The sequence below is a fragment of the Aeribacillus composti genome, from assembly GCF_007827555.1.
Classification (GTDB): Bacteria; Bacillota; Bacilli; order Bacillales; family Aeribacillaceae; genus Aeribacillus; species Aeribacillus composti.
Genome location: NZ_VISS01000004.1, coordinates 152,710 through 158,980, shown reverse-complemented (window position 1 = coordinate 158,980; position 6,271 = coordinate 152,710). Strand labels below are relative to the sequence as shown.

The following is a 6,271-nucleotide window of genomic DNA, read 5'->3' as shown; positions in this document are numbered from 1 at the left end:
TTCAGATAAAAATCGAAAAAATATAAAAGCAAGTGGAGAGAAACGAATTGTTTTTCTCCACTTGCTTCATTTTAGGGACTTATCGGACAGCCCCGTCATTTTGTCCAAAAAGCATAATCATGTTCCATTCGATTTTTGATAAAAAGCTGCTGAAAACATTCATGAAAGTCCAAGACAAACGAACGAAATCTCAAAAAGAAAACGGTTTAAATAAATCACATTGTAAAAATGCTGCATGAATAGGAAAAGAGCAGCTATGATAAAAGCGATTCCCAGCCCAAGATTTATTTTTCCAACTAGTGTAAAATTTTTTATTTCAATTCCTCCAAACAATCACGTTTTCAAATAAACGTTACATGACAGGCGAATTTAAACTTGAAATATCGACTTTTTGTTTCCCTACTTTTAAGAATACCATAGTCATATCATCTTTTTGCGGAACGCCTTCTGTAAATTTATGAATCGATTCCAGCACTTTTTTTTCAATCTCCCCAGCATTTTTATCCTGATTTTGTTTTAACGTTTCGATCAGCCGTGCCAATGTAAATTGCTCGCCGCGTTTATTCTGCGCCTCAATGATTCCGTCTGTATAAAAGAAAATTGAATCATGTTCAAATAATTGGATCGATTCTTCATGGTAAATTTGATTAGGAAGACCGCCAATCATAATCCCTTTCACTTTTGGAAGCTCATGTACCGCATCGCCTCTTATAAACAGCGGAAGATGATGGCCGGCATTTGCATATGTAAACGTTCCCGACAGCGGATCCCAATCGGCACAGAAAACGGTAACAAAAGATTTTAACTTTCTCAAATCATTGTATAACGCTTTGTTCATTGCAGTCAGCGTCTTTCCGGGGCTTTGCGTGCTTTCAGCGGCTGTCCGAAAGGCGCCGCGCGTTAAGATCATGAGCATCGCAGCAGGAATCCCTTTTCCCATCACATCCCCAATAACGATGCGCACTTTTCCGTTGACAAGCGGATAAAAGTCGTAATAATCCCCGCCAATTAATCGGGCAGGTATAGAATAGCCAAATACCTCTCCCCCTTCGATCGATGGAGCATGCCCGTTCAACAACGTTGTTTGTATCGTCCGTGCCAAGTTTATTTCCCTTTGCAGCATTTGTTCCTTTCTCTTAACATCTTCTATCGTATAGGAAGATTGCTGATACGTTAAAAAGTCTCTTTGCATCAAACAACCTCCCCTTGAATCGATTTTAAAATTTCGTATAATCCAACTGTTTCAAATAAATGGTTTGTGAAATCATTCATACCTTTAAAAACTAATTTAATGTTTTTTTCTTGAGATAAATAAATTAAATCGATGATTTCACCAATTCCGGATGAATCAATGAATTCCAAATAGCTAAAATCAATCGTCAATACTTGAAAATTGCCGATTTCATTAAAATGAGCATGAAACACATGAGCCGTTGAAATATCTAAAACTCCTTTAATGTATAATGTGAGGCTTTGATCTTGAATTTCCTTTTGAACCGTAAGACCCATACATACCCTCCTTAGCAGAAAAACTGAGCAATCATTTTCACCTTTATGTGTTTCATGATTCTTGAACTTTAAATTTATTTATTTTATTTTCTAAATCCTTTGAAAGGTTGTCTAATTGAATAATAATTTCATTCAATTGCTGTATCGCATCAAAAGAAGATAAATTCATTTCCGTAACTTTTTTGACATTTTGTTTCATCAAATCATTCAGTCTTATGAGTTGATGACTTGATTGAATAATAAAATTAGAGACATGATGGAATTCAAAATGATTCGCTTCTTTTAGTTTTTCCAGTTGTTGATTGATATTTTCATAGTTTTGTCGTATTTCTTTCACCTCTAATTCTATTTCGTGAAAAATTTCCCGCGATTCCTTCGTCATGGTTGTTGAAACTTCGTCCATGACATGAAAGTAAGAGTGCACTGTCTCTGATAAAACGTTTGAAACGAGCCTTAATGTTTCAATATCGTTTTTAATATCGACAATTAATTGGCTGATGCGGTCAGTCATTTCATTTAAATGGGCAGCAATATCACCGAATTCATTTTTCTGATCGACATGAATTTCTTCGGTCAAATCGCCTGCTGCAATTTTATTAATATAACGGTGAATAGTAGGGATCGGAGTTAAATATTTTTTCGTAATGACCTGCAAAACGAAAAATATGATGACAAAGGCAGCAACAAATGACAGGACAAACAAAAAAATGATATTATGAAAAAACTTTGTGCCAGCGCTTAAGTCGGTGACAATCGTAATAACCCTGTCATTTGGAATTGGCAGATAATATTTCCGATAGTTTTCCCCCAGTTTCACTGACTCCATTTGATTTTCTTTCAGAACTTTTTGAATATAAAAATGATCTTTTTCATGCTTATATGAATTTTTTCCATATAATATCGGCGCATCTCTTTCCGGTTCAATAATATCTCGATTTTCGCTCCGAAGCAGTACATTGGCATTTATAACCGCAATTTCTTCGATTTCACTTTCTTTAAATTTTAAAATGGAATGAATAAGCGCTTCAGGATCCGAATGCTTCGTTGCATGATAAATTTCAGAATCAAGAATATACGGATTAATCATAAATTCAGTTGTTCCGTCATAATAATAGGCATATTTAAAATATTTGTTTTCCCAGTCTGATTTGGAGATCGGACCAACCCAATAATGTTCTTGATAATAACCTTTCCCTACTGTTACAGGCTTACCTGACATCAGTTGTTGAAAAGCATCATACCAATACCCCCACTCTTTTGTGCTTAAACCAATTTCATTTGGGTCTGAAGATTGGGCAATGATTATATCATCATTTCTTCTTACCAATAAAGAAATATTGTACACATCATATTTATTGCGCAATGCAATTAAATCTTGCTGAGTCACTTCCTCGATCGTTTTCCCGCGCAATTCTTTTGCAATCTCTTTTGAAATTAAGTGCAGCTTTTCGTCAATTAAACGTTCAACCGTTTTTTTGGAATTTTCGCTGATTTCTATCGCGCTTTTTAAAATGCTTGCTGTTCGTAACACATCATTTCTATGAAAATGATCAAATTCTTTCTCCATCTGCCTGACAAAAATAAAGATGAAAATAGAACAAATAATAATCGGAATAAGCGCAATCATTGTAATAATTTGACCAATGATCGTTTTATTCTTTAAGAAATTCATCCGCATTCACTCCGAACGAAAGGATCAAGTACTTGATTGCAAAATGATCTTTATCATAATGGAATGTTTTTTCTTCTCTCTATGAGTCGATCCTTTAAATCTACTTCTAAAATAATCGTCGTTCCTTCTGTACTTGTATATATTGAAATTTTATCCATCATTTTTAACATAATGCTGAAACCGTGCCCAAATGACCGTTTGCTGGAATAACCTTCTAACAATATTGATTTCGGCAGTTCGCTTAATTTGATGCCATTTCCTTTATCTTCTACAATCACTTTTAACCAATCATGGTTCAAATAAACTTTCATTTTTCCTTCAACCGCATGCTTTAATACATTTGTTACAGCTTCAGAAATAGATAAGAGCACATTATATCTTTTCTTTTCTGAAATATGCCGATCTTTTAACAACTGGTCAATAAATGTTCTACATGCCGCAACATCATTTTTTTCAGAAACAGGAAATTCTGCAATTTTCTCACCTTGATTAAAGCTTTTTAATTCTTCCCGTTCAATCAGAGTCAATTTTCCTTGTGTGACGGCGTATAAACAATCACGGTAAATTGTACGTATCCTCAATTCTTGTTTTCTCTCATATTCTCGTAAATGACTTACATCAAACAATAGACATAATATTTTCTTTTCCAAACAGATCCAATGAACGTTATACATTTTCCGACTTGGAACATCTTCAATAAATTCATGTGCATATCCATTTTGAATAGGATGATTCGTAATCAGGCTTTTGATTTGTTGTTCACAAGGAATCTGAACTTTTTCGCCATTTATATGATAGAAGCTGCCATTTTGATAAAATACAGCTTGTACAACAGCAAAATCTTTCAGAAGCTTCGAGCCTTTATATTTTATATCGTGAAAGTGCTGCTGATTTTGAGCCTGAATCAATCCCGGATGATGATCTTTGCCTGCCTTTTTGAAATCAGCTATTTTTAAAACAATTTCTACTAATTTTGGATCAAGTTTTGTATTCTTTAAATTTTGAAAAGCTTTCTTTTGATTGATAATTCCAGAAGAATGCATCAATTTGTCATACTCATTTGCCGCAGCAATAATGCGGGCTCCCAATGGAATTTCTTCTCCTTTTTTTCCATCCGGATAGCCTTTTCCATCCCATTGTTCGTGATGAAAACGGACATACTGGGCAGCTTTTTCGATTCCCGATATTGCTGAAACCATCTTTGCCCCTAACTCGGAATGTTGTTTATAAAGCTTTTCTTCTTCAAGCGTAAGAGCCCCGTGCTTCTGAAAAATTTCATGCTCCATTTGTATTTTTCCAATATCATGCAACAAGGCAGCGTAATGAACAGCATCAACATGTTTGGGGCTTAACTTTAACTCTTCTGCGATGCGGCGTGCTAAATCTCCTACCCTTTTAGAATGCCCCTTCGGCAAATGAACTTTTTGTTCCATATACTGTGTAATATTTTCTAAGGTCGTCAAATGGTTTTTTCTATGACGAACTAGTACTTGAGCAATGGATCGAGCGAATAGAAAAACAGCGACGGCAAAGATCGTTTCAAACCAAAATGGAAAAGGCTGTTGATCGTAATCAATAGCAGCAAGCCGAAATCCTAAAATAAATGTCACAGCAAATGCTAGCAATGTATCATTCATCTCTGTTTTCAAAACATCCGAAAAATTTTGAGAGAAAACGAGACTCTTATAGCTCATTGTAATGGCAAAAAAGATGAAAAAATATATAAACGTTGTGCATGCAAATGCGAAAACGGAGGTTATATATGTAAAAACGCCGAGTTTGCCAAAAAAATACTCAAATACAAATCCTGCTAAAAAAACAGCAACCGCACATTGACTAGCCTGAAATAACCAAGAAATAAAGCTTAATTTGCTATTGTAAAATAAGAATAAAGAAGCGATGAAAACAACAATCACAGCTTCCGGAATTCCCATTTGAACAAGAACCACAATGTTAAAAATGCTTGAACAAGAAAGCTTCTTACCATTGCGGAGTTCGATAGGAAATATTTCTAATATCCCTGCAAGAATCGCTATTAAAATGGCAAATGGCATATGTGTTTTCTCTAAACTCCATAATTGTATTAGAATAATGGGCAGGCCAAAGCCGATGACAATAAGCATGAACCCTTTCTCTTTCAACAAGATCGGCATGTATGATACACCTTTCTTTTAAAAACTCGGGTCAGACATATTTTACGAATTGAATGAAAAATCCCCGAATAATTTTTAAAGCTTTTTCAATATAAAAAAGAAAAAATCCATTTTAAAACTTCTCCCTTGCAAATATCATGCCCTTAACAATCCGTGCACCTCTTGTATTTTCAATTTCGAAATGTAGGCAACTTTATCGCTTCCAGAAAAATGGGCGGCATACGTTTCGCCTTGTGGTTCAATTTTTATGATCTTTTTCAAATTAACAATATAGGAACGATGAGTTTTATAGAAATTACAAGGCAATTTCCCTTCTATTTCTTGCAGGGATTCGTTTGTTTCGTGTTGATGTTCTGCAGTATGAAACACCGTTTTTCTTCCGTTCTTCTCAATAAAAAGAATGTCGTCTGATGAGATGTAATGAAAGGTTTGATTCGATTTAATCGAAAGCTTTTTAATCTCTTTAAATGGATGCTTGTTTAATAATTTTTTCTCTATTTCAATCGCTTTTTTCGCCTTTTCAAGCGCCGTAAATAATCGAGTCCGTTCAATTGGCTTTACGATATAATCTGTAGCAGACAGATTAAATGCCTCAACAGCAAATTCATCATACCCAGTTGTAAAGATGACTTGCAAGGACGGATGTATTTCTTTACATATTTTCATAGCTTCCATTCCGTTAATTTTCGGCATATCGACATCAACTAAAACAATATCAGGAATTTTCTTCATAAATCGTTGAATTAATTCTTCTCCGTCAGCTGCCTCACAGACGATTTCATATTGGGGGAACAATTGAATAAAATGGGATAAAATCAGTCTTGAAGGGTGATCATCATCTGCAATAATCAGTTTGTATTTCTCCATAAATCTCCACCTCGTTGCTCTAGTTTGCGTGCCGTCTTTTTGAGTTTATTGTGTATTCTGCATGGATGAT

Annotated in this window: 5 protein-coding genes; all 5 read right to left on the bottom strand. The window is 34.8% G+C overall.

What is annotated here, in order from left to right:
* Window positions 1-352 precede the first annotated feature (352 nt).
* On the bottom strand, window positions 353-1,123 hold the full coding sequence (locus tag FB379_RS03695; RefSeq protein WP_242009281.1) for a PP2C family protein-serine/threonine phosphatase: 771 nt from the start codon (window positions 1,121-1,123) through the stop codon (window positions 353-355).
* Between the two features lie 68 nt (window positions 1,124-1,191).
* On the bottom strand, window positions 1,192-1,509 hold the full coding sequence (locus tag FB379_RS03690) for an STAS domain-containing protein (RefSeq protein WP_063389567.1): 318 nt from the start codon (window positions 1,507-1,509) through the stop codon (window positions 1,192-1,194).
* Between the two features lie 52 nt (window positions 1,510-1,561).
* On the bottom strand, window positions 1,562-3,181 hold the full coding sequence (locus FB379_RS03685) for a methyl-accepting chemotaxis protein (protein ID WP_158640158.1): 1,620 nt from the start codon (window positions 3,179-3,181) through the stop codon (window positions 1,562-1,564).
* A 53-nt stretch (window positions 3,182-3,234) separates the two neighbouring features.
* Window positions 3,235-5,334: an HD domain-containing phosphohydrolase gene (locus FB379_RS03680; protein ID WP_144597025.1), complete on the bottom strand. Its 2,100-nt coding sequence runs from the start codon at window positions 5,332-5,334 to the stop codon at window positions 3,235-3,237.
* A gap of 135 nt (window positions 5,335-5,469) precedes the next feature.
* Window positions 5,470-6,201, bottom strand: coding sequence for a LytR/AlgR family response regulator transcription factor (locus FB379_RS03675; RefSeq protein ID WP_063389570.1), 732 nt, complete (start codon window positions 6,199-6,201; stop codon window positions 5,470-5,472).
* Window positions 6,202-6,271: the final 70 nt, after the last annotated feature.